This window comes from Blautia sp. MSK20_18 (genome assembly GCF_020553125.1).
GTDB lineage: Bacteria > Bacillota > Clostridia > Lachnospirales > Lachnospiraceae > Blautia_A > Blautia_A fusiformis.
The window spans coordinates 145,623-167,848 of sequence record NZ_JAJCGR010000005.1 but is presented as its reverse complement, the minus strand read 5'-3'; the positions used below and the strand labels follow the sequence as shown (position 1 = coordinate 167,848).

At 46.0% G+C, this 22,226-nt stretch carries 25 protein-coding genes; 13 read left to right on the top strand and 12 right to left on the bottom strand.

What is annotated here, in order from left to right; genetic code table 11:
- Positions 1-28 precede the first annotated feature (28 nt).
- The 3 genes from LI091_RS05120 to LI091_RS05110 form a co-directional block, all read right to left on the bottom strand.
- The gene (locus LI091_RS05120; RefSeq protein WP_022415592.1) at positions 29-358 is read right to left on the bottom strand and encodes a DUF1648 domain-containing protein; all 330 of its coding nucleotides are present in this window, start codon (positions 356-358) and stop codon (positions 29-31) included.
- Between the two features lie 85 nt (positions 359-443).
- Positions 444-1,157 (bottom strand): hypothetical protein, encoded by a 714-nt coding sequence (locus LI091_RS05115; RefSeq protein ID WP_005333529.1) that lies wholly within the window; start codon positions 1,155-1,157, stop codon positions 444-446.
- Positions 1,158-1,312: 155 nt separating this feature from the next.
- Complete coding sequence (locus LI091_RS05110) at positions 1,313-1,624, bottom strand: helix-turn-helix domain-containing protein (protein ID WP_179960461.1); 312 nt, start codon at positions 1,622-1,624, stop codon at positions 1,313-1,315.
- 448 nt (positions 1,625-2,072) lie between these two features.
- Here LI091_RS05110 and LI091_RS05105 point away from each other — a divergent pair, with 448 nt between their 5' ends.
- The 13 genes from LI091_RS05105 (at position 2,073) to LI091_RS05045 (ending at position 16,426) form a co-directional block, all read left to right on the top strand.
- Complete coding sequence (locus tag LI091_RS05105) at positions 2,073-2,450, top strand: hypothetical protein (RefSeq protein ID WP_005333524.1); 378 nt, start codon at positions 2,073-2,075, stop codon at positions 2,448-2,450.
- Between the two features lie 18 nt (positions 2,451-2,468).
- A complete protein-coding gene (locus LI091_RS05100) occupies positions 2,469-3,179 on the top strand; it encodes a hypothetical protein (RefSeq protein WP_005333522.1) in 711 nt (236 codons plus the stop codon).
- Between the two features lie 15 nt (positions 3,180-3,194).
- A complete protein-coding gene (locus LI091_RS05095; RefSeq protein ID WP_005333520.1) occupies positions 3,195-4,103 on the top strand; it encodes a hypothetical protein in 909 nt (302 codons plus the stop codon).
- 1 nt (position 4,104) lies between these two features.
- Entirely contained in the window at positions 4,105-5,796 is a 1,692-nt protein-coding gene (locus LI091_RS05090) for a lysozyme family protein (RefSeq protein ID WP_005333517.1), read from the top strand.
- A 10-nt stretch (positions 5,797-5,806) separates the two neighbouring features.
- Positions 5,807-6,427 (top strand): DUF5038 domain-containing protein, encoded by a 621-nt coding sequence (locus tag LI091_RS05085; RefSeq protein WP_023921583.1) that lies wholly within the window; start codon positions 5,807-5,809, stop codon positions 6,425-6,427.
- A complete protein-coding gene (locus tag LI091_RS05080) occupies positions 6,424-9,621 on the top strand; it encodes a TraG/VirB4 family ATPase (RefSeq protein WP_265190903.1) in 3,198 nt (1,065 codons plus the stop codon). Before LI091_RS05085 ends, LI091_RS05080 begins: the two co-directional genes overlap by 4 nt.
- A 56-nt stretch (positions 9,622-9,677) precedes the next feature.
- On the top strand, positions 9,678-13,310 hold the full coding sequence (locus tag LI091_RS05075; protein WP_023921579.1) for a VaFE repeat-containing surface-anchored protein: 3,633 nt from the start codon (positions 9,678-9,680) through the stop codon (positions 13,308-13,310).
- 67 nt (positions 13,311-13,377) lie between these two features.
- Positions 13,378-13,740, top strand: coding sequence for a hypothetical protein (locus LI091_RS05070; RefSeq protein WP_040015509.1), 363 nt, complete (start codon positions 13,378-13,380; stop codon positions 13,738-13,740).
- Positions 13,730-13,987 (top strand): hypothetical protein, encoded by a 258-nt coding sequence (locus LI091_RS05065; protein WP_005333506.1) that lies wholly within the window; start codon positions 13,730-13,732, stop codon positions 13,985-13,987. The genes LI091_RS05070 and LI091_RS05065 overlap by 11 nt, the downstream gene beginning before the upstream one ends.
- Positions 13,988-14,238: 251 nt before the next feature.
- A complete protein-coding gene (locus tag LI091_RS05060; RefSeq protein ID WP_005333505.1) occupies positions 14,239-14,658 on the top strand; it encodes a DUF3268 family zinc-finger domain-containing protein in 420 nt (139 codons plus the stop codon).
- A 13-nt stretch (positions 14,659-14,671) separates the two neighbouring features.
- Entirely contained in the window at positions 14,672-15,259 is a 588-nt protein-coding gene (locus LI091_RS05055; protein WP_005333504.1) for a sigma-70 family RNA polymerase sigma factor, read from the top strand.
- A 20-nt stretch (positions 15,260-15,279) separates the two neighbouring features.
- Entirely contained in the window at positions 15,280-15,966 is a 687-nt protein-coding gene (locus LI091_RS05050; RefSeq protein WP_265190902.1) for a cell division protein, read from the top strand.
- Between the two features lie 13 nt (positions 15,967-15,979).
- Positions 15,980-16,426 carry a hypothetical protein gene (locus LI091_RS05045; protein ID WP_005333500.1) on the top strand — a complete coding sequence of 149 codons (447 nt, stop codon included), beginning with the start codon at positions 15,980-15,982 and terminating at the stop codon, positions 16,424-16,426.
- Between the two features lie 188 nt (positions 16,427-16,614).
- Here LI091_RS05045 and LI091_RS05040 read toward each other — a convergent pair whose 3' ends face one another.
- From LI091_RS05040 to LI091_RS05000, 9 genes are all read right to left on the bottom strand, one after another.
- The gene (locus tag LI091_RS05040) at positions 16,615-16,947 is read right to left on the bottom strand and encodes a DUF5301 domain-containing protein (protein ID WP_005333498.1); all 333 of its coding nucleotides are present in this window, start codon (positions 16,945-16,947) and stop codon (positions 16,615-16,617) included.
- The gene (locus LI091_RS05035; RefSeq protein WP_005333496.1) at positions 16,904-17,740 is read right to left on the bottom strand and encodes an EcsC family protein; all 837 of its coding nucleotides are present in this window, start codon (positions 17,738-17,740) and stop codon (positions 16,904-16,906) included. The genes LI091_RS05040 and LI091_RS05035 overlap by 44 nt, the downstream gene beginning before the upstream one ends.
- Before the next feature lies 1 nt (position 17,741).
- Positions 17,742-18,101 carry a YccF domain-containing protein gene (locus LI091_RS05030; RefSeq protein ID WP_005333494.1) on the bottom strand — a complete coding sequence of 120 codons (360 nt, stop codon included), beginning with the start codon at positions 18,099-18,101 and terminating at the stop codon, positions 17,742-17,744.
- 3 nt (positions 18,102-18,104) lie between these two features.
- The gene (locus LI091_RS05025) at positions 18,105-18,539 is read right to left on the bottom strand and encodes a hypothetical protein (protein ID WP_005333491.1); all 435 of its coding nucleotides are present in this window, start codon (positions 18,537-18,539) and stop codon (positions 18,105-18,107) included.
- A gap of 229 nt (positions 18,540-18,768) precedes the next feature.
- Positions 18,769-19,101 (bottom strand): hypothetical protein, encoded by a 333-nt coding sequence (locus LI091_RS05020; RefSeq protein ID WP_005333489.1) that lies wholly within the window; start codon positions 19,099-19,101, stop codon positions 18,769-18,771.
- A gap of 3 nt (positions 19,102-19,104) precedes the next feature.
- Positions 19,105-19,395 carry a hypothetical protein gene (locus tag LI091_RS05015; protein ID WP_022415108.1) on the bottom strand — a complete coding sequence of 97 codons (291 nt, stop codon included), beginning with the start codon at positions 19,393-19,395 and terminating at the stop codon, positions 19,105-19,107.
- A gap of 121 nt (positions 19,396-19,516) precedes the next feature.
- A complete protein-coding gene (locus LI091_RS05010) occupies positions 19,517-20,413 on the bottom strand; it encodes a sensor histidine kinase (RefSeq protein WP_005333486.1) in 897 nt (298 codons plus the stop codon).
- The gene (locus LI091_RS05005; RefSeq protein WP_005333484.1) at positions 20,414-21,265 is read right to left on the bottom strand and encodes an ABC transporter permease; all 852 of its coding nucleotides are present in this window, start codon (positions 21,263-21,265) and stop codon (positions 20,414-20,416) included.
- Positions 21,258-22,184 (bottom strand): ABC transporter ATP-binding protein, encoded by a 927-nt coding sequence (locus LI091_RS05000; RefSeq protein WP_008373911.1) that lies wholly within the window; start codon positions 22,182-22,184, stop codon positions 21,258-21,260. The genes LI091_RS05005 and LI091_RS05000 overlap by 8 nt, the downstream gene beginning before the upstream one ends.
- Positions 22,185-22,226 lie beyond the last annotated feature (42 nt).

Sequence of the window (22,226 nt, the reverse complement as noted above, 5' to 3'; positions counted from 1 at the left end):
TCAAATGTAAATTGTTATGCAAGTATTTCTATGCAAATGAAGCATAGATAACCCATATTTCTGCAAACATTACCAATAAAAGTACACCATCTATCATCCAATTAAACTGAATGTCCGTTAAGAAAGTTTTTGAATGTGTCAGGCAATATTTTACTTTTTCTCGTCCAGTCAAAAAAGTGATAAGCACTTGTAATATAGGAAATAAAAATATTTGTATTTTTCTTCCATAATCATCCGCAATCCCATTTGCAAAATGTACTGGAATAATACTCGGTAAGAAAAATATACTTACAAGAGCAAGCAAAAATCCTATTATACAAATTATCCATGTGAATTTTCTAGTATTGATAAATTTCATAACAATCCTTCTTTCTGCTAAATTCAAGTTTTTCCAATACATAACACGTACTTACATTATACTCCTCACCAATGCAAACCTCAATTTATTCTCCATCCTTTTTCCCGTTATTAAGCTTCGGGCAGTAAAATGCCTTTACTTCCACCCCATCTTCCTCCGACTCAATTTCCACATAATAATCCCGGATAAAGTATCCCGCATTATGCTCCTGAATGGCGTACAGCTCCAATGTCTGAAAATCCACCAGTACCAGATCACGGGGCTTGGGTTTTTGCGTTTCCTCACAGAATACCTCCATGCTTTCCACCAGCTTATCCAGGCATTCCTGACACAGATGGTTCTGTACTTTTTTCACATCGAAGATACTATCTTCCCCGTAATCCACCGATACTTCGGAAATCCCGTAATCCGACATCTGCTCCGTATGGAAAAAGCAGCCGCCTTCTCCTGTCCCGGTATAACCCATATGCCCGTTTCCCTGCGGGCCGGTAAGATTCCCGTCCTCATCATGATTCCGGATATGCATATCCATCACATACCAGTGATTGGTACAGATCACTCCCAGATCGTCAAACTTCCGGAAATAATCCATCATACTCCGTTCATCGCTTCCACACAGCCAGCACTGTTTTGGATCTTTCAGCTTGCTTTCTACTGATTCAGGCACCTTTCTTTCTACCGGGTGATATTCCTGCTCCTGTGTTTTTTCAAGATAACCTGTCAGATCCAGCCGGCTGATTCCCAGTCCGATCAGAATTCCTGACGCACATGCCAATAATCCCACATATCCCTTTTTCATATTATAGTCATCCTTTAAGAATTAGTTTTATAATGCTTTTAGGATTACTATATCAAATCTTGCAATCACTTTCATCATAAATCGCATATTTTTATGTGTTTTATTGCATATACAGCTTTCAAAAAAACTGCCTGCGGCAATTTCGCAGACAGCTTCTATTTCATCATCTCTTCAATTATCACATCCAGCATCCGAAGCACGCTTTCCTGCTTCTTCGGTGTGAGCCTTTCCAGCTTTCCTTCCACTACAGAAGTATGTTCCATTCTGGTAAGAGGAATCACTTCCTTCAGCACTTCATTCGGTTCCGCACCTAATACATTCAACAGCTTTACAAATGTTTCCATCGTAGGTGTTTTCACTTCCCGCTCAATCGCACCCAGATGGTTGGTACTGATATCCACCAGTTCAGCCAGTCTCTCCTGCGTAATTCCTGCCTCTTCCCTGTACCTGCGGATTGCCTTTCCCATTCCTTTCACACGCACACCTCCTCCTTCCAGTATTCACTAACGCTTAAAGCATTAGTCATGTAAATCCAGTATAATTGGTTGCAAATCACGCTTACAGTATCCATAAGGATTGCATTTATAACGCTTTTAGCGTTGGTCACATTTTTGGCACTCCATCGTCTGTAACTGGCACAGTCCTGCGATTGTAGCGGTAATTTACCCATGTTAAAATTGATATTGTCAAAATTATATGCAGAACGAAACGCAGCACTGCCGTATGGGAAGCCTCTCCTGCGGCAAATAAGCTGCGTTTTTTCTGTAAGATAGGAGGATCTTTACAATTTCATACTTTGATTTAGGACGCAGCCTGCATTGACCGGGCTGCGTCCTTTCTTGAGGCAGGAAAACCATAAGCAAAGGCAGGGGAGGTAATTCTCCTGCCGCTCTTATAAAAAGGAGGTACTTTTACGTGAAACACAAACTGAAAAACGCTCCGCCGGACACAAAACGGCATGTCAATTATGGCAGATGCCTGTATGCTGCATTTCTGGCTGTCACAGTCCTCTGCGGATACACACAGCCGGTTTTTGCCGCTACCATCTGGACCAAAGCCAATGAGATCATGAAGGATGTCTATAACCAGATTATCCTCATTTCCACCATTGCTGCAGTCGTAACGGCATCGGTTGCCCTTCTGATGATGAATTTTTCCAAAAGCGGAAAAACCGTGGACGAATCACGTGCATGGCTCAAGCGTATCGTCATTACCTGGGCGATCTTAAACGGGCTTGGCTTTATCATGGCTTACATCACCCCGTTCTTTGCAGGCGGAAAATGGAACGGATAGACGAAAGGAGATGCCACTATGGGAATACTTGACGGAATCGTGGAATGGATTGCCGAACAGGTCATGAACATTCTGGATCTGATCACCACTTCAGTCCTCGGTGCTCTGGGCTGTTCCATGGATACGTTTCTTCGCTACTTTCCTGCTGCCGAGACCATGTATCAGGTCTTTCTGGCACTGGGCATCGGGCTGATCCTCTTAAACTGGGTATGGCAGCTCTTTAAAAATTACTTTATGGGAGCCGGTATCGAAGCGGAAGATCCCATTAAGCTGTCCATCCGTTCCTTCCTCTTTATCTTTCTCACCTTCTATGCGAAAGATATTGTGGATCTGCTCCTGAAGATTTCAGGAACACCGTACAACTGGATTCTGACGGAAGACCTGCCGCCTTTAAAATTTGCGGATTTTAACTCCGTAGTCACAGTCATCCTGGGAGTCTGTGCAAATGGGGCGGTAGCCATCATTGCACTGATTCTGGTACTGATTCTGGCGTGGAACTACATCAAACTGCTCTTTGAAGCGGCAGAACGCTATATTCTTCTGGGGGTACTGGTCTACACAGCCCCGGCAGCTTTTTCCATGGGTGCCAGCCAGTCAACCGGAAATATCTTCAAAAGCTGGTGCCGGATGCTTGGCGGCCAGTTCTTTTTGCTTCTGATGAATGCGTGGTGCCTGCGGCTGTTTACTTCTATGGTCGGCACCTTCCTTGCCAATCCGTTATCCCTATAAGAAAGGAGGACCAAAATGAAACTTAGAAAGAAACTCATACCATTCCTGGTACTAACTGCCTGTCTGGTACTGTTTTGCTCCATGCCGGTCTTTGCAGCGGAGCTTACGGAAGCAGACGTGGAAGCGGCAGTTGCCAGTCAGGGAAAGGAAGCGGTAACCGGAAATGTCTTCGTCTGGTTCCTGTGTGCCATTGCCTTTTTAAAGGTATCCCAGAAAATTGATTCTTTTCTGGCATCGCTTGGCATCAATGTCGGCAATACCGGAGGAAACATGATGGCTGAACTTCTGATTGCAGGACGGAGCCTGACCGGTTCCATGCGTTCCCATGGTGGTGGCGGCTACCACAAAGCCTCTTCTCCCGGAAGTGCGGCTGTCGCAGGAAGCTTCCTATCCGGCGGGCTTGCCGGGGCAGTGGGAAGACAGGTACAAAGAGAAGCGGTCAATTCCGCAACCGGTTATACCGAACACAGCAGTATCGGAAACATGCTCTACCAGTCATCCCTGAACAAAGGCGGAGACTTTGCCAATCAGGTCATCAGCAACATTGCACAGGGAAATTACGGTCAGGTAGGTTCCATCAAGGGAGCAGACGCACAGAAAGCCTTTACTTCCTATATGGGCATCAATCCGGGCGGCGGTTCTTCCTATGATAATGTAGAAATCGGTGGCGGAAGGATCACCGGTACCGAAACCGGAAGCTCCGGAAACCGGGATTTTGCCCTGTACCATGCCGACCAGTATGCAGCTCCTACTCAGGGCTCCTACTCTACGGTACAGTCCGTGGATGGTTCCACCTGGTACAAGCAGTATGCACAGGATACGGTCGAAAAAACACCATATACTTCCGGCAGCGGCAAAGTAGCCTACAATGAATCCATTGTCCAGAAACTGCCGCCAGCCCCACAGCGAAAGGAGCGTATGTAACATGCCAAAAACAGCCTTGATGGGCAGTCCTCTTGCTGTCATCGGTACAGTATTCCGGCACAGGCGCACCCTTGCGAAAACTGGAGCAGCCGTCGGCGGTGTACTGATGCTTCCCATTCTGTTCCTTGTCATGCTTCCGGGACTCGTCTTCGGAGACCTCTCTGAAAATACCGGAGCACTGACCAGCAACACGGTAATCAGTGAAAATATCCGGGCTTCCAATCAGGCAATCGTGGAGGTGCTTCAGGAAAGCCATGATGCACTGCTTGCTAAGATCAATGCGGAAATTGCCAGACTCCCGGAAGGAGATACTGCCTCTATCAGCGATCCTTACGCTTCCAGTATCATCGTAAATGCGAACCAGCTCATCGCACAGTTTTGTGCCAGCCAGGATGACTATAAAAATATAAATATCAGCAAACTCAAAAGCCTGATCCGGGAAAACGAGGACGGGCTTTTTTCTTATGACGTTACTTCAGAAACGGCCACGGTGGAAGTTCCGGCGGAAGAGGAAAATGCACCACCCAGAAAGGTTACTTTTACCCGCCATACCTACACGGTCAGCTATGCCGGAGATGCCTACTTTGCAGATCACGTCTTTCATCTGACCGATAAGCAGAAAAAAACGGCAGACAGTTATGTGGAAAACCTGACCATGTTCTTTGGCGGCTCCGCTTCCGGTCTTGCCATGGCGGTAGGTGTCAGCGATGAGGTGCTGGCTTACCGGGCTACCATCCAGCAGGTCGCACAGAAATACGGCATGGAAGCTTATGTGGAACTCCTCATGGCAGTCATGATGCAGGAAAGCGGCGGGCGTGGAAGCGATCCCATGCAGGCGGCAGAAGGCGGCTTTAATAAGAAATACCCCCATGTCCCCAACGGCATCACCGATCCTGCTTATTCCATCGAATGTGGGATTCAGGAATTAAAGTATGCACTGGATAAAGCAGGATGTACCGGACCTACCGACCTGGACCGCATCAAGCTGGCGCTTCAGGGTTACAATTACGGCTCCGGCTATATCGACTGGGCAATGGAACGTGACGGCGGTTATACCAAAGAAAACGCCATTGCTTATTCGGATATGATGTGTGCCCGTCCGAACTGGCATTATGACCGGTATGGGGACAAGGAATATGTGGAGCATGTTCTCCGGTATTATCAGATTACCAATACCGGCGGAAGCTATCCGGCAAACGGAATGCAGATTCCGCACTATCTCCAGACCGATTACGGGAACATTCCTTATGGCGGCGGCTCCATCGCATCTTCCGGCTGCGGGCCTACCAGCTTTGCCATGATCGCCAGCTACCTGACCGGGAATACCATTACCCCTCCGGATGCGGTGGCATGGTGCGGGAATTCCTATTACAAGCCGGGAGTTGGAACCTACTGGAGCTACTTTCAGGCTGCAGCCAGTCATTTCGGCTGTGGCAGCGTCACACAGACCAGCAATGCCAATACGGTACTTCAGGCACTCTCCGAAGGCTGTCCGGTCATCTCCTCTCAGCGGGCAGGACTTTTCACCAGCGGCGGACACTTCATCGTACTCCGAGGTGTTACGGCAAACGGCAAGGTACTGGTCAATGATCCCAATGACAGTGACGCAAAGAACTATATTAACCGTGAATTTGATATGATGTCGGAAATCCATGCTACGGCAAATGCCTACTGGATCTTCGACAAAAAATAAAGGAGCCATTATGAACAGAACAAAAGTGATTCTTTCCATTTTTCTGATGCTGTTTCTGCTGCTTGCCGGACTGGTTCTCCCCAGTTTCTGGAAAAGCCAGAAAAAAGAAGCTTCCGGAAACAAAGGCAGGGAACCGGCAAAGGAAACAACAGAAACAAATTCTGATACCCCCATGCCGGAATATCTGGATTTTGATGCTTTAAAAGCATTTTTCTCCGACAGCCAGATTGCTTCTCTCAAAGGGCAGTTTCCTGTCTACCTAAAAGAGTATGTCAAAAAAGAACAGACAAGCATCACCTTCCTGCCGGAAAAAACCAGCTACCCTACCGAAACAACCGTCTGCCTGATGTTTTCACTTTCCGATCAGGATACGCTTCCGGTTACCTATCACACCCCGACGGGTGTGTTTTTATTTGGAGAAGACGGGGTACAGGTCTCTGCAGATACGACTGTTTACGAAAAGCAAACCGATGATTCCCTGCCGTCCCTGACTTCGCAGGACATTGAACACCTGCAGGAAGGCGGGTATCCGGATACTTCTGACAGCCCGGAAGCTCCGGACACAGAATCCGGCAGTGCCTCTGTGCCTTCCGAAGATGCGAAAGATACGAAAAAGGAGGTGCAGCCATGACACAGCCAGAAGAAACACCGGTTTACTTTATCCCTTCCAACTTCATTGAGAAAGGCAAGATCCTAAACGGAACTTTTGACATCCGCAATGCCATAGAAAGCATTGTTCTTTCCCTGGCAATCGGTATCCCTGTTTTCCACCTGCCGCTGTCCCTGACTGCCCGCATCATCATTCTCTGCATGACCGCACTTCCAGCGGCAATGGTAGCCCTGATTGGAATCGGCGGGGAGAGCATCACTGCCTTTTTGATGAATGCCCTGCGTTTTGTAGTGAACCGCAGGGTAATCTGGAGGTCCGACAGTCTTCCGGAAGGAAAGCCACGCAGGAAACCACGTTTCAAAGAGCCAAAGACAAAGAAACACCGGAAAGCAGAAAAAATGGCAGAGCCTTCCAAAGTAATGGCATCGGCTCCCCCACAGTCTGAACCGGACGCACCAGCTCCGCCAAAAAGTAAAAAAAAAGAACACCGGCAGTTTGATACCTCCACCAAGCGGGGCATCAAAAAACAGGCAAAGGAAGATATCCGTTATCTGAAGTGGGAGCAGAAAGAAGCCAGCCGACAGAAAAAAGAGGCGGCGAAACAGATAAAAATACAGAAAAAAACGGAAGCCCGGAGACGAAAGGAGGAAGAAAAACGGGCAGTTTCCGAAAAGCGGGCTGCAAAAAAAGAGCAGAAAAAAAAGGTGGTTTCCAAGGAGGACACCTCATCTGCCACGTCAAAACCCGTTTCCCGGAAAAAGCGAAAGAAAGACCAGACCTTGGAGGATTATCTTCCGGTGGAAAAAATCGCAAACGGAATCGTCTATACCACAGACGGACGGTACGTGAAGATCCTGGAGATTGAACCAATCAACTTTCTGCTTCGAAGTGCCAGGGAACAGCAGGGCATTATCTACAGCTTTATCAGTTACTTAAAGATCAGCCCTGTCAAACTCCAGATCAAGATGATCTCCAAAAAAGCAGACATCAATAAGCATCTGGAGCAGTCCCAGCTGGAGCTGGAGCGGGAAACCGATCCCCACTGTCAGGAACTGCAGCGTGACTACATCCAGTTTGTCCAGAACTTAAGTTCCAGAGAAGCAGTATCCAGACGGTTCTTTCTGATCTTTGAATATGAACCATTCAACGCAAACCGAAAGGAAGAGGAACGGGAAATCCTTGCTGCTCTTGAGACAGCCTCCCAGACCGCCAAAACCTTTCTATACCAGTGCGGGAATGAAGTGGTCTCCCATGACAATGAGGATGAATTTACTACGGATGTTCTCTACACCCTTTTAAACCGTACCCTTTGTACGGAGGTTCCGCTTTCGAACCGGATCAGCACTGTACTGTCCGCCTATACAAAGGAAAATCGCATGGAGGAACTGGATCACATCCGGATCAACGAGTTTCTCGCACCGGAAAGTGTGGATTTCAAGCACTCCCATTATGTGCAGATCAATGGGCTTTACCATTCCTACCTGCTTGTGCCGTCTGACGGCTACAAAAACCGGGTAACTCCCGGATGGCTGTCACTCCTTGTCAATGCCGGGGAAGGGATTGATATTGATTTCTTTCTCCAGAAACAGCCAAAGGACAAGATTCAGCAGCGTCTCGGTCAGCAGATCCGTATCAACCGTTCCAAATTAAAGGATGCGTCCGATACCAACACTGATTATGACGATCTGGATTCTGCCATCCGCTCCGGATATTTTCTGAAACAGGGACTTGCCAACAACGAAGATTTCTATTACATGAATCTTCTCATCACCATTACTGCTTCCACGTTGGAAGAACTGCAGTGGCGGATTCAGGAAATGAAAAAGCTCCTGATCTCGCAGGATATGAACTTACACTCCTGCTACTTTTTACAGGAGCAGGGATTTTTATCCTCTCTGCCGCTGGCAAATCTGGACAAGAAGCTTTTTAAGCTGTCCAAGCGGAACGTACTGACTTCCGGGGCGGCAAGCTGCTATCCCTTCGTCAGCTACAGTATCTGCGATGATAACGGAATCCTCTTTGGGGTAAACAAGCATAACAATTCCCTGGTCATTGCGGATATCTTTGATTCCAGGCAGTACAAGAACAGCAACATCTGTATCTTAGGCTGTTCGGGAGCAGGAAAGACCTTCACCATGCAGACCATGGCACTAAGGATGCGAAGAAAAGGCATCCAGGTGTTCATCATCGCTCCGCTAAAGGGACACGAATTTTACCGGGCTGCAAGGAATGTCGGCGGAGAATTTATCCAGATCTCTCCTGCCAGTAAGAACTGTATCAACATCATGGAAATCCGGAAGGTAGACAATTCTGTAAATGAACTGCTGGACGGACCGACACTGGATGCCTCCGCACTGGCAGGCAAGATCCAAAGGCTTCACATCTTCTTCAGTCTGCTGATCCCGGATATGTCCCATGAGGAGAAGCAGCTTCTGGATGAAGCCCTAATCAAAACCTATGCCAGAAAAGGGATTACACATAAAAATGAATCCCTGACAGATCCGCAGCATCCGGAGCAGTACAAAAAGATGCCCATTCTGGAGGATGTCTACAATGTCCTGCTGGAAAGCGAGGATACCAAACGTCTGGCTCATATCCTGAACCGCCTGGTTCACGGTTCTGCTTCTTCCTTTAACCAGCAGACCAATGTGGACCTGACCAATAAATATACGGTACTGGATATCTCCGAACTGACCGGTTCCAGCGATCTTTTAACGGTCGGCATGTTCGTTGCCCTGGATTATGTCTGGGATAAAGCGAAGGAAAACCGTACCGAAGAGAAAGCCATCTTTGTCGATGAGGTCTGGCAGCTCATCGGTGCATCCAGCAACCGGCTTGCAGCGGAATTCGTACTGGAGATTGCCAAGATCATCCGTGCTTACTCCGGAGCCGGCATCTTTGCCACACAGGATTTAAACGACTTCTTTGCTCTGGATGACGGGAAGTACGGCAAGGGTATCATCAATAACTGCAAGACCAAGATTATCCTGAACATGGAGGATGAAGAGGCACAGCGGGTGAAGACTATCCTGCATCTATCGGAAACAGAAGTAATGAACATCACCCATTTCCAGCGGGGCAACGGTCTGATCTCAACCAACAACAATAACATCACTGTGGAATTTAAGGCTTCCAATCTGGAAAAGGAGCTGATTACCACAGATCGGCAGGAGCTTCTGGAAATCCTTGCGAAACAGAAGAAACAGGCTGTGTAACTTTTGGCAGCACTGACGCTGCCCTTTTCATTTGAACTTCAAGAAGGAGGAGACTTATGTTACAGACATACAAATCCTATACCAGACGGACGCTGGCTATGCTGCTGGCAGTCCTTGTCGCAGTCGGCGCATTGTTTTCCGGCAGTTTTCCGGTTCATGCAGCCGACGGCACCATCAGCTATAAGGCAGGTGCCAATATCCCTTACGGCAGCTATTTTACCTCCCGCATGAGCTTTGACGGGAGCAATACTGCCTACTGCGTGGAACCACTGAAGAAAACACCTTCCTCTGGTTCCTATTCCTATGACCTTTTAAGCCAGAACTCCCCGCTCAGAAAAGCGCTCTACTACTTAAACGGCGGTTACGGCTACGATAAAGTCGTCAAGGATAAATATTTCAGTGGCTGGAGTGATGATAACAGCTATGTCATCGGACATCTGGTTGTCGCTTACATCTATGCCGGTAATTCCGCTGACACCGGAGCTTTCCATGGCGCCCCGCAGTCCTATATTGATAAAGCACTGGAAGTAGCCAGTGCCATTCAGGGACTTCCGAACCCGCCGGAAGGCTTCCGGGCATTCATCGTTCCGGGACAGGGCAGCCAGACCATTGCCGGAAGCTGGTATCAGGTTCCAAACGGCTGGATCGAACTGAAAAAATCTTCTGCCAACGGAAGCGTATCGGACGGGAATCCGAATTACAGCTTAAAGGGTGCTGTGTATGGGATCTATCAGGGTGAGAAGCTCATCCAGAAACTGACCACTGATGAAAACGGGTATGCCAGATCCGGCGAACTGGAGGAAGGCGATTATACCATAAAAGAGCTCTCTGCTTCCAAAGGCTACATTGTAGACACCAAAGCTCACAAAGTCACCGTAAAAGCAGAACAGACTTCTGCTGCAAACGTAACAGATATTCCGCAGAATAATCCCATGAATCTGGTGCTTGAAAAGCTGGATGCCGAAACAAAGAAAGCCTCCCCACAGGGAGCAGCTTCCCTTGCAAACGCAGAATTTACAGTCAAGTTCTATACCGAGCAGTCTGACAGTGATCCTGCGGAAGCTGGAAAGAAACCGGCACGTACCTGGGTATTAAAAACAGATGTTTCCGGAAAGATGCATTTTACCAAAGATTCCTTTGTAAGCGGCGATGCCTTTTACTATACCAGTGATGGCAAGACCGTCTGTCTTCCGCTCGGTACCATAACGGTACAGGAAAGCAAAGCCCCTGCCGGATACCAGCTCAATCCAACTGTCTTCGTACAGAAAATTACAGGTGACGGTAAGCAGGAAATGGTTTCGGTATACCAGTCTTCTACCATAGAAGAATCTGTCATCCGTGGCGGAGTGAAGATCCAGAAACGTGACAGCGAGACCGGAGAAGCAAAACCGCAGGGTTCTGCCACTTTGGAAGGTACTGTCTTTGCGATCACTACGTTAAATGAAAATCCGGTATTAGTAGACGGAACATCCTACACGAAAGATCAGGTTGTCCTTACACTTACTGCCGATAAATCCGGTTCTGCTGCAACTGCAAAAGATGCTCTCCCATTCGGACATTACCGTGTGGATGAAACAACTGCACCTTCCGGTTATCTGAACAGCGGAAAGATCTCTGTAGAATTTGACATCACAGAACAGGGAAAAATCGTGGAACTGACTGCAAAAGACAATTCCATCTCCAATCAGGTCATCCGCGGGGATCTGGAATTTGTCAAGATTGCTGACGGCAGCCAGAACCGTCTGGCAAATGTGCCATTTAAGATCACTTCCAAAACAACAGGCGAAAGCCATGTGATTGTGACAGATGCCAACGGTTATGCCAGCACTTCCTCCAAATGGAACAAACATACCGCAAATACCAACCGGGGTGAGTCTTCGGAAGACGGCATCTGGTTCGGCACCTCCAAACCGGATGATTCCAAAGGCGCTCTCATTTACGATACTTACACTCTGGCGGAACAGCGTTGTGATTCCAACAAAGGCATGGATCTTTTAACCTTTGAAGTCAAGGTTTATAAGGATTCTGTTCTGATACAGGTTGGAACTCTGACCGATGATGCCATTGAGATCGGCACGACTGCTCTGGATGCCGAGACCGGTACACACATGAGCCAGCCGGCAAAAGAAGTGACCATTGAAGACGTTGTGGAATACGAAGGACTGAAAAAGGGCCAGAAATACAAACTGACTGGAACCTTAATGGATAAAAAAACCGGGGAACCAATCCTTGTGGATGAAAAACCGGTGATTTCTGAAACTGAATTTACTGCAAAGAAATCCTCCGGCTCCGTCAAAGTAACCTTTACCTTTGATGCAACTTCCTTAAAGGGAAAAACAACCGTTGTCTTCGAGGAATTATATCAGGATGAGATGCAGCTTGCAGTCCATACCGACATCAACGATGAAGACCAGACCATCTATTTCCCGGAAATCAAGACTACTGCGAAAGATGCGGACACGAACTCCAATATTTCCTGTGCAAAGGAAGAAATCACGCTGGTGGATACGGTTTCCTTTAAGGGGCTGGTTCCTAACCAGAAATATGAAGTGACTGGAACTCTGATAGATAAAGAAACAAAGAAACCAGTCGAAGCAGACGGAAAACCGGTGACAGCAAAAGCATCCTTCAAGCCAAAAGAATCCGCTGGTACGGTAGATGTTACCTTTACCTTTGATGCCAGCTCCTTAAAAGGGAAAACAGTAGTTGTCTTTGAATCCCTGGCTTACAAAGACAAGGAAGTTGCCGTACACACAGACATTGCGGATGAAGGACAGACTATTTACTTCCCGGAAATCAAAACCACTGCAACAGATGCTGCTTCCGGCACACACTATGCAAAACCGGAAAAAGAACTGACGCTTACAGACCTTGTGGAATACAAAAACCTGATCCCAGGCAAAGAGTACAAGCTGACAGGAACACTCATGGATGCGGAAACCGAAAAACCTTTCGATGTGGATGGCAAAGCTGTGACTGCAGAAACAAGTTTCACTCCGGAAGAAGCTAACGGCAGCGTAGAGCTTTCCTTTACCTTTGATGCCTCTGCACTTTCCGGAAAAACGCTCGTGGCATTTGAAACAATGACTTTTGAAGATCACGAAGTAGCGGTACATGCGGACATCAAAGATGCCAACCAGACCATCTACTTCCCGGAAATCAAAACCACAGCCAAAGACGGCAGTGACGGGGATCAGGATGTCTCTGCTTCCAAGGAAGCGACTATCGTAGATACGGTCACTTATCATGGTCTGATGCCTGGATCTGAGTACAAAGTCATCGGAACCCTGATGAATAAGGAAACCGGAGAGGCTTTGTTAAAAGACGGAAAACCAGTTACCGCTCAGGCAGAATTTAAAGCAGAAAAAGCTGGCGGCTCTGTGGAAGTTACCTTTACCTTCGACGCTTCTGCTCTTGCCGGACAGGATGTGGTTGTCTTTGAAAAGCTCTACTATACAGACGGAAAAACCGAGCATGAGATTGCTTCCCATGAGGATCTGAAGGATGAAGGTCAGACCGTACACATGACGGAGCTTCCGAAAGAACCGGAGACGCCTCCGGTAGCTCCGCCTGTAAAGACCGGCGATGAGACGCCGCTTCTCCTGTATGCCGGAATCGCCATAGCTGCACTTGCAGGTGCAAGTGTCCTGGGCATCGTTTACTTCAAACGCAAAAAGAAACATCAGTAACTCATAACGAAGACTCCTGCAGGCAGCTCCCACATGGAACTGCCTGCTTCTTTAGTAGGTGATGAATATGAAACACCCCCACTGCAAGACAGATGCCAAGCACATCCGTCATTTTCTGAACCTCTGTGAAGGGAACTGGCACTCCTGTATCTACGTCTGGTGCCGCACTTGTAACGCACAGGAAAGCTGTGAGAACTCTGGCTTTTTATTCCATCCGGATGAAACGGGAAGCCCCTGCATCCTCCCTCTTTCAGATGCAGCGCTTTTGTTTCCCCGGATACCGGAGCCAACCGAATGTACCGGAAGCATGAGCATTGCTGCTTTTACAGAGCTTTATCTGCCCTATCTGGCCGCTCAGAAGCTGCCTTTAAAGCCATGTCCCATTCCGGCACTGCTCCGGCTTCAGGAGAACCAGCAATATGACTGGTAACAAAAAGTTGCACTTTCAGGCTCTTATACGTACAGGATATGTAAAGAAAGGAGGCACTGCCTATGTTAAACGTAATTTCAATCATCCAATGTATCGATCAGGTCTTTACGAACCTGATATTTATTCCCATGATTTTTGTCCTGTATGTGAAATTCCGTCCGAAAAAGCCATGGACCAGAAGGCGCAGGAACACTTACCTGCTCTGTCTGGTACTGATCAGCTTATTCCTGCTACGGATTTTCTGTGAGAAGTTCATCTTTACACCGGTTAATTATCCACGTTTCACAGACAGCGGCTTATTCCCGCTCATCCGAGCAATTTTCTATCCCGGCATCTGAAAAATGGGGATTCGTGCCATTTAGTCCGAATCTGGGATCAGTATCCGCTTGCGTCCTATGGGAATTCATCACCTGCTTACTTACAATATAAGTATACAGTACGTACTGGTTATTCACGTACACGTTACGTATCGTGTATGTACAAGCGAGGTGAAAACAGATGAAGAAACCAAAAATCATCCGCTGCCCTTACTGCGGCGGAACAGCAATATTAAGAGATGCATCCTTTGTATATGGAACGCATTCTCATGGCGGACAGGTTTATGTCTGCTCCCACTATCCATCCTGCAATTCCTATGTCGGGGTACATCCGGGAACCAAGATACCAAAAGGAACGCTCGCCAACCGGGAGCTTCGTCAAAAGCGGATTCAGGCACATCGAATTTTCGATCAGATCTGGCAACAGGGCATCCTTTCCAAACCGGAAGCATATCGCTGGGTGGCAGATAAGTTCTGTCTGACAGATAAGCAGGCTCACATCGGACAGTTCAGCAACTATATGTGCGACCAGCTCATTCGGGAATCCGCAGATGTTTTAAAGAACAACCATATTCCCTTCCGCCTCCGGGCAGCCAGCTGAAAGGCGGTGATTGATGATGACCTTACCACTAAATAAAAAGCAAAAACAACTGGTGGAAAAATCCATGGATCTGGTTCCGATCATGATTCGTTCCATGACCCGCACCGCTGCCTATGTAACTGAGGAAGAACAACAGGAATTATGTCAGATTGGATATCTGGCTTTGTGCCGGTCGGCTGTCGGATTTGAGGAAGGAAGATCATTCCAGCCTTATGCCAAAACTATCATCCGTCATGCCATCTTTGACTACTGGCGGAAAATTGCCCGTGACCGCTCCATGCTCTGTTCTCTGGACGAAGCATCATCTGAAGATGAACATCTCCATTATCGTGATTTGTTTTCCTACGAGGATACACAAACAACTCACCCGGAAAAGGACACAAACCAGACCTTGCTTCTTGAGCATTTAACCCAGCTTGGCACCGGACAGTCCTCAACTATTCAGAAGGGAATTGTAGCCCTCTATCTGCAACAGCAGGGATATACCAGCTTTGACTTGGCAAAACACTACCAAGTACCAGCCAATCGTGTACGGGCATGGCAGAGCAAAGCACGGAAACTATTACAGCAGGATGATGCACTCTATGCACTTCTGACTTAACCTTGAAGGAGGGAACTTTTATGCTGACACTTTATACTGCTGTCGGAACCTTAAAATTTCAAAAAACGACAGGCGGAAAATCCATTCCTCTTGTAATCAACGATGGACAAGAATATGGACTATCGGATGACGAGCTGCTGCTCTGGAGCTGTCTTGCCTTCCAGATTCTGACGCTCCATGAACTCCAGGATGCCTATACCCTGCGCCAGATACAGAAAGAAGGTCCGAAAGGCTTATCCTTCCAACACTATCTGAACCGACTTTCCTTACGCGGTCTGGTTGTAAGCGGAATTGGACTGACAGGGGTGGATGCCTTATATCGCCTTCTCGGCAGTCTGACCATTATTCCCTTGAAGGATACCTTTCCCATCCGGCTCTTTGGCTGCGTTCAGCTTTATCTGGAAGGAACTATTGGTGCAAAAGAGTTTGGCAGATATTTAAAGAAGAAACCCTCTTCACCGATGGAAGATACCATTCTGAAGCTGGCTGATAAGGTATCCCTCACGACCGCTGAGCTTGTCACAAGTATGGAGCAGGAAAAAGTAATCCACAACGAATCGGATATTATGGATGAGTTATACACAGAACCGGAGACAACTTACCAAACACTTGTGGATGATGTCCAGATTCACCATCCCCAGTATCCAGTGCTGCAGGCTATTGCTAATTTGTACCTGAATAAACAAATCACATTTCATACATGTTAAAGGAAGGAACCTTATGCCAAAACCATTTTTCACAAAGCTGGTTGCCATCAGTGCAATCGGCTTTTTCTGTGTACTTTTTGGGTGCATCTTCGGGATCGCCACCCATGACCGGCTCTTTATCCTCATGAGCCTCCTCATCGGAATCTGCAGCATCTTGCGTGCACTCAGTTTCTACCACCTGATCCATACACATGCTTATCTGTCACTGGACGTAAGCTGCACGAAACGGGAACAGACACTCTTCGGGAAAAACCAGCAATATTGGTTTGCCAGTGATAACGGAAAGGAATACGCCTTCTCACTGGAAAAGAATATCAAACTCCTAGAGGGACATCGGTATCGGCTGTACTTCCGGAAACCACAGCAGGGAACAGGGCAATCGATGCCATGTGCCGGAGATATTCTCGGATATGAAGAACTCACCGATCAACTGCCGGAACTTCCGGATACATCCGTTTAGATAGAAAATGAGCCGCCCGTACTGCATCACCCCTACAGTTCTGGCGGCTCATTTTATTATAAATAACCTCTCTTATTTCTATCAAACAATAGTGTTTGTATCCGCTTCAATGCCATGAGCATTTGCTCCGGGAATGTCTTAGTTAAACTTGAAAGAATTAGATTTTCATTCTCATTACACAAATATTATTAGATAACCAATTCAGAAATATCAATGCTCGTTTTATAGTTTTGTTTTACTCCGCCAGGAGAAGTAATAAAAATCGTAGCATATTCCCCATTTTCATAAAGGGTAATTTCTTTTATATCTTTTTCTTCATCTTGGTTCGTAGTATCGCAATAAAATTTTATGGTATATTTAGGGTTCATACCTATGCTTTTTTCTGTCTCTTTCCATGATTTTATATTTAAAGCAGAAATAACCTTGTCTATATTATGCTTATCATCATACTTTACCAGCAATTCCTTATTTGCGGCATCATATATCTCTATAACTTTTACACCTTTTACATAATTGTCCATTCTCTGCCTTTTTCCGCCCCGCCAGATACCTGTGCCGGTATTTCAGCTCTGCATACTCTGTGATCCGTTTCATGTAGACTGCATCATAAGCTCCGCCTACAGCACCAACCACCGGAATTCCCTGTAAGAACTTCATATACAGAAGCTCTTTTGACAAAGCTCCCGCCGTTTGTTCGATCTGCTCCTTATCCTGATACTCTTCCGGCAGTATTCCGTTTCTGATAAATTCATTTACTTTCCCGTCAATCTCACAAAGTGTATCCCCATAGGATACTGCTCCCCGGATCAATAATAAGATAAAATATTTTTCTTCCCTGCTTTCATAGCTGTATCCATACTGCAGAGCAGTCTCATAAATATTCTTTAAAATCATCCCTGTAAATACCGGAATATCCGGCAGACCGATTCCCAATACGCCCATCCCGATTCCAGACACACCGGATAGCAGTAAATTCTTTGTTCCCGTATCTCTTGCCTTTTTAGAAAAAGAGCGGAGGGATTTGGAATTCTGCTTTACATCCGCCATATACTGCCGCACCTGATAATCCTGCTCCAGTTTTGTCCGCTGATACGTCTTTTCAATAACCCCGGTTCCTTTCTCGAAAATCAGAGCAAATGCCTTCGCAAAAGCGGTATCCAATGTTTTCTGAAGTTTCGGCGGTATCTTTTCCTCCAGTTTCTGATTCAGAATGCTCTCCCTTTTCTCTGAACGCTTCTGAAGGAATCTCTGCTCCTGTACTTCCAGCTTTTCCCACTCCTTCTGAAGCGGTGTCCTTTTATCAAATAATCGCATCTTAATACACCTCCGCACCAAACGGCATCAATGCCAGTTTCGCCAGTTTAAACTGCTGTAAACCAAACGGGATTCCGATAATCGTCACACATAAAGCTGTACCCAACGCCAGATGCTCCAGTGCAAGAGGCAGACCGGATACAATCAGCCAGATGATATTCAAAAGGAACGAACCAGCTCCGCCACCATACTGCACCTCTTTTCCAAAGGGGAAAAAACTAAGCGCCGCAAATTTAAAACACTGCATCCCCACCGGAATCCCCACAACGGTAATACACCAGAGACAACCTGCCAGACACCAGCTCAGCCCACTGACTGCGCCGCCAAACACAAACCACAACACATTTCCCAGGCATCCCATATGCTACACCTCCCCATTCATCCGATTTTTCACATCAGCAAGTATCTTTTCTATCCGGTTGATGGCATCATCCACCTGTTCTCTTGCATCTGCAATCTTGCTCTGCACCATATAATCTGCCACCAGCCCGTCCAGAAAGAAATCCGCAAAGGAAAGGAAGCTGCCGATTTCCATGCGCAGATCCAAGGAAACCTGCACATCTCTTAATTCTCTCTGAAAACGCTGAATATCGCTTTTCGCCTGTTCCATCAACGCAGCTGCGTCATTCATTTTAGAATGCTTCACAAAGTCACTGATAAAGCCTCCTCCAAGCATATCAAAAATGCCCCAGTTTCTCGCACTTCCCAACTTATCCCTTGCTGCGTAAAGGCTCTGAAGCGCCCGCTCCCCTGCCTGTACTGCTTCCTGCATTTCCCGTTTCATCATTTCGTTACTCATCGTTTATCCTCTCTTTCTTTTTAGCAGACTATTGCGGCAGATTTTCTATATTTCATAATAAAAAAAGACTCCTATCATGACCTCTGCCACAATAAAAGTCTTGCTATCTCATTTGCTACGGGTATCTCTCGATACCGGTTGTCGGTTACAAAACCACCTCTTTCAAGGCGTTCAGCTACTCCCTTTTTTGCTTGAGATGAATATAACATATTGGAAATAATTTGTCAAATCATGCATTTTTCTTTTCCAACCGTTCCGCTTCTCTGGCAAATACATGCGAGATATCAAACAGTTCCGGTACATCTGATATGGTACACACATTCACACAATAATTGAGCCATGGAAATTCTTTTGTCATCTGATAAATAACTGCCATGGCTTTTGCTTCTGACATTGCTTCCACCGAATGATATCCCGATCCCTGAATATGCTCAAATCCGTTTGCTTCAAAAAAGTCCCTTACATCCGCATATGCATTATGCCAGTCACCTTTCGGATAATATTCCTTTAGTGCTTGTGTATTCAGGTCAAAATTGATGCCTTTCCTCTGTAAGCTGTCCATCTGTTAGTTCCTTATAAAGTCTGTAATCAGGTTCTCCTTTTCTGTTCCGTTATACCAGAAACACTCTAACAAATTCTCTGCAATTCCTACGGAGTTTTTCAACTGAAAGATTGCTGCCCAGAATCTTCCATAGTCCTGCTTGCGTCCCCGGTCAAGATAAATCCTGCTTCCAAGGGCTTTGACTGCACAGCTTAAATCCTCCTGCTCAAAAATCTGATCTGCCTGTTCACACATCTGATTTACCGTTTCCGGAGCGAGCTTGCTTGTATCAAATTTAAGTTCTACTTTATACATTATACTCATCCTTTCATACAACAAATGACTGAGTGACTCTTCTCTTTCTACTGTAATTCTACCATGAAACCTATATAAAGTCATTCCCCATTTTCACTTGCTTTAATATAAATTTTTCCTTTTATTTTGGAAACACAATCTCCACACAGAACTCATTCCCTTCTATCCGGGCGCTGATTTTCCCATCCATACGAAGTACCAGCTCTTTCGCAATTGATAAGCCGAGACCGCTGGAAGTCTTACTGCGTGCTTCATCCGCTTTATAAAACCGTTCAAACACCTGATCTACATTTATTTTTTCCACATGACATACTTGATTTTTTATCTGTATCCGGATGTTGTTTTCAACTTCTTCCAGTGAAATACTGATTTTCTTCTCCCCGTGATCCAGTCCGTTTTTTATGATATTCTGAAAAATTCTCTGGATTCCCTGTTCATTTCCGTTCATAAACAGCAGTTTATCTGTAATCTGTATCTCCGGTTCAATTCCTCTGCCCGTCCATTCATCGTAGTAGGAAAATATGGTATCTTTCAAAATCTTGTTGATACAGCAGGATGACATTTCCAGATGAAAAGAATCGTTTTTAAGTTTTGTAAAAGTAAATAATTCTTCCAGCATTTCTTTCAGGCTGCCGATTCTCTCCTGTATGATCTTCATATACCGTCTCTGCTCTTCCTGGTCTTCACAGGTTTCCATTAACTGAAAATATCCGTCAAGGGATGTCAAAGGAGTACGGATATCATGTGAGAGATTTGTATATGTATCCGAAATCATCTCCTCTTTCTTCAAGTATTCCTTCTTTTCCCTTCGCTTCAGTTCCAGCCATTCGTTTAAAACATCTGCCAACTCACCAATGCCTCCAAAATCCATTTCTCTGGTAATCAGCATGTTGCTGTCGTGCTTCATCAGAAACGACAACTGGCGGCAGATGTCTTTCACCTGCCGCTGGTATTTCCAAAATAACATTCCTTGTACCAGTATCACTGCTATCAATAGCACGAACCCTAGTTTTATCATTTAGATATCTCTCTTTCTGAATACCCATGCTGTCAGTAATGTAACCACGATTCCGAACGCCGCCGCAATCACAACTGCCGTCAGGCATTCCTTATTGGTCGGTGACATGGATAAAAGTGCAATCTTTCCTGTCACTGTATATTTCAAAATCTGGAAATTCTCCACACCTGCCTTCTGGATCAAATGATTGATCACTCCGTATAAGACAATCATGGTATTCATGCACAGGCAGATAACAATCGTCATGCTGAACACGTTGCTGTTCAAAACCACCGCAATCGCCATACTGATTAGTACCAGTGCATAATGAAGCAAAATCTGAATACCAAAGTATCTCAGCAACTCGCTTCCATTCCCCCACTCCAGATATCCGAAGTACATCTGCTGTGCAATAATCTGAATGATGAAATAAAGCAGCATGGTAACAGTCGTATACACAAACAACACGGAAGCTTTGGAAAAGATCAGGTTTCTCCGGCTCCTTACCTGCCCGCCGATATTTTTAATATAACCGCTTCCTATATCTGCACTGGAAAACAGCACTGTAAAAATCACCAGAAACAACGCCACAAACTTCGCCTGCAGGTTTGCATATACCTGATCAAAGACCGTTACTTTTTCTCCCGGCTGTGTCGGCAGGAATACGGACATTCCCATATTGATGGTTTCTGGTTTCACTGTTTCTGCAATGTTTTCTGTCTGCTGTTGTTCCGCTTCCTTGTTCATCGTATCAATATCCAGTTTCGACATGGATGTGGAGAAGAATATAGCTGCCGCCATCACAATCCATACCACATACATACTTTTTGTCCGGACCATCCGGTACAGATCCATTTTTATCATATTAAGCATTTTGATTCCCTCCTGTCAGATTCAAGAAATAGGTTTCCAGTTCTTCACTGGTAATGGAAATTCCATTGACCAAAATTCCTGCTTTTGCCAGTTCCATATTGACATTGGCGCTTTCATTCAATCGTTCAAATATATGGATATGGCTCTTATCTGTAACCTGATAGTTGGTAAATCCCATTCTGTCCAGAATCGGGACTGCCTGCTCCGGATGGATTAACTCTATTTCAATCCGTTCACTGCAGCGTTTCATCAGTTCTTCGCTTGTCAGCTCCTGCAGAAGACTTCCATTATGGATAATTCCATAATCCGTTGCAATCTTAGATAATTCCTCTAAAATATGACTGGATATCAAAATCGTCATATTCCGTTCATCTCGCAGTCTCTGTATGGTATCACGCACCTCTGCAATTCCCTGGGGATCAAGCCCATTGATCGGTTCATCAAGGACCAGGAGATCCGGCTCCCCGACCAGTGCCAGCCCGATTCCGAGACGCTGCTTCATTCCAAGGGAAAAATGTTTCGTTTTTTTCTTTCCGACACCTTCCAGTCCGACCGTCTCTAAGATATCTTCGATGTATCCCTTTTTCCGAATACCAAACAATTCACATTTTATTTTCAGGTTTGTATATGCATTCATGTTGCCATACAGCCCCGGTGCTTCAATCAGACACCCCACACGAGAACGAATCCTCTCCAGTTCTTTTCCTTTACACCCGAACATCTCAATCTCTCCGGCTGTCGGTCTTGCAAGTCCACTGATCATCTTCAGGCAAGTCGTCTTTCCCGCACCGTTCCGTCCGATAAATCCATAGATAGCACCCTTTTTTATGTGAAGGTTTACTTTATCCACTGCCTTATGATGACCATACTGCTTCGTCAATCCATTTGTACTTAATAACAATTCACTCAATGCTTTCATCTCCTTTTCTTATCTGCTGTTATCATATCGGATAAATCCTAA

Coding starts and splice junctions, on each gene's coding strand:
- LI091_RS05055 (WP_005333504.1), top strand. CDS start 14,672: ATGATGACCTTACCACTAAATAAAAAGCAAAAACAACTGGTGGAAAAA.
- LI091_RS05120 (WP_022415592.1), bottom strand. CDS start 358: ATGAAATTTATCAATACTAGAAAATTCACATGGATAATTTGTATAATA.
- LI091_RS05040 (WP_005333498.1), bottom strand. CDS start 16,947: ATGGACAATTATGTAAAAGGTGTAAAAGTTATAGAGATATATGATGCC.
- LI091_RS05045 (WP_005333500.1), top strand. CDS start 15,980: ATGCCAAAACCATTTTTCACAAAGCTGGTTGCCATCAGTGCAATCGGC.
- LI091_RS05065 (WP_005333506.1), top strand. CDS start 13,730: ATGACTGGTAACAAAAAGTTGCACTTTCAGGCTCTTATACGTACAGGA.
- LI091_RS05085 (WP_023921583.1), top strand. CDS start 5,807: ATGAACAGAACAAAAGTGATTCTTTCCATTTTTCTGATGCTGTTTCTG.
- LI091_RS05115 (WP_005333529.1), bottom strand. CDS start 1,157: ATGAAAAAGGGATATGTGGGATTATTGGCATGTGCGTCAGGAATTCTG.
- LI091_RS05095 (WP_005333520.1), top strand. CDS start 3,195: ATGAAACTTAGAAAGAAACTCATACCATTCCTGGTACTAACTGCCTGT.
- LI091_RS05050 (WP_265190902.1), top strand. CDS start 15,280: ATGCTGACACTTTATACTGCTGTCGGAACCTTAAAATTTCAAAAAACG.
- LI091_RS05035 (WP_005333496.1), bottom strand. CDS start 17,740: ATGCGATTATTTGATAAAAGGACACCGCTTCAGAAGGAGTGGGAAAAG.
- LI091_RS05075 (WP_023921579.1), top strand. CDS start 9,678: ATGTTACAGACATACAAATCCTATACCAGACGGACGCTGGCTATGCTG.
- LI091_RS05060 (WP_005333505.1), top strand. CDS start 14,239: ATGAAGAAACCAAAAATCATCCGCTGCCCTTACTGCGGCGGAACAGCA.
- LI091_RS05070 (WP_040015509.1), top strand. CDS start 13,378: ATGAAACACCCCCACTGCAAGACAGATGCCAAGCACATCCGTCATTTT.
- LI091_RS05100 (WP_005333522.1), top strand. CDS start 2,469: ATGGGAATACTTGACGGAATCGTGGAATGGATTGCCGAACAGGTCATG.
- LI091_RS05005 (WP_005333484.1), bottom strand. CDS start 21,265: ATGCTTAATATGATAAAAATGGATCTGTACCGGATGGTCCGGACAAAA.
- LI091_RS05000 (WP_008373911.1), bottom strand. CDS start 22,184: ATGAAAGCATTGAGTGAATTGTTATTAAGTACAAATGGATTGACGAAG.
- LI091_RS05090 (WP_005333517.1), top strand. CDS start 4,105: ATGCCAAAAACAGCCTTGATGGGCAGTCCTCTTGCTGTCATCGGTACA.
- LI091_RS05015 (WP_022415108.1), bottom strand. CDS start 19,395: ATGTATAAAGTAGAACTTAAATTTGATACAAGCAAGCTCGCTCCGGAA.
- LI091_RS05030 (WP_005333494.1), bottom strand. CDS start 18,101: ATGGGATGCCTGGGAAATGTGTTGTGGTTTGTGTTTGGCGGCGCAGTC.
- LI091_RS05020 (WP_005333489.1), bottom strand. CDS start 19,101: ATGGACAGCTTACAGAGGAAAGGCATCAATTTTGACCTGAATACACAA.
- LI091_RS05110 (WP_179960461.1), bottom strand. CDS start 1,624: ATGGGAAAGGCAATCCGCAGGTACAGGGAAGAGGCAGGAATTACGCAG.
- LI091_RS05025 (WP_005333491.1), bottom strand. CDS start 18,539: ATGAGTAACGAAATGATGAAACGGGAAATGCAGGAAGCAGTACAGGCA.
- LI091_RS05080 (WP_265190903.1), top strand. CDS start 6,424: ATGACACAGCCAGAAGAAACACCGGTTTACTTTATCCCTTCCAACTTC.
- LI091_RS05010 (WP_005333486.1), bottom strand. CDS start 20,413: ATGATAAAACTAGGGTTCGTGCTATTGATAGCAGTGATACTGGTACAA.